We start from the raw sequence: 267 nt of genomic DNA, 5'->3' as shown, positions 1-267 counted from the left end.
ACCATTGAAGACAGCGACCTTGTAAACCTGATACAGCAGATAAGGGAAAAGAGTTTAATTATGGGGCAGGATGTTGGAGTGATCTCCTACAATGAAACACCCCTTAAGGCGCTTTTGGGCATTACCGTTGTCAGCACCGATTTTAAAAAAATGGGCGAAGCCGCCGCAGAACTGGTACTTAACGGAAGGAAAGAAGTTTTTAAAAATCCTTTCCAATACATTGAGCGTAATTCATTATAAAAAGTCTTGCATGTGAGTGATTCTTAT

1 protein-coding gene is annotated in these 267 nt (G+C 40.4%); it reads left to right on the top strand.

Annotated features, from left to right (window positions below; genetic code table 11):
* On the top strand, window positions 1-240 hold a 240-nt coding region (locus SB754_RS20655), incomplete at its 5' end, for a substrate-binding domain-containing protein (protein WP_410784230.1).
* Window positions 241-267 lie beyond the last annotated feature (27 nt).

It is taken from the genome of Leifsonia sp. SIMBA_070 (assembly GCF_046534635.1).
In the GTDB taxonomy this organism is placed as follows: Bacteria; Actinomycetota; Actinomycetes; order Actinomycetales; family Microbacteriaceae; genus Leifsonia.
The sequence above is the reverse complement of the archived record's forward strand: the minus strand, read 5'-3'. Positions and strand labels throughout refer to the sequence as shown.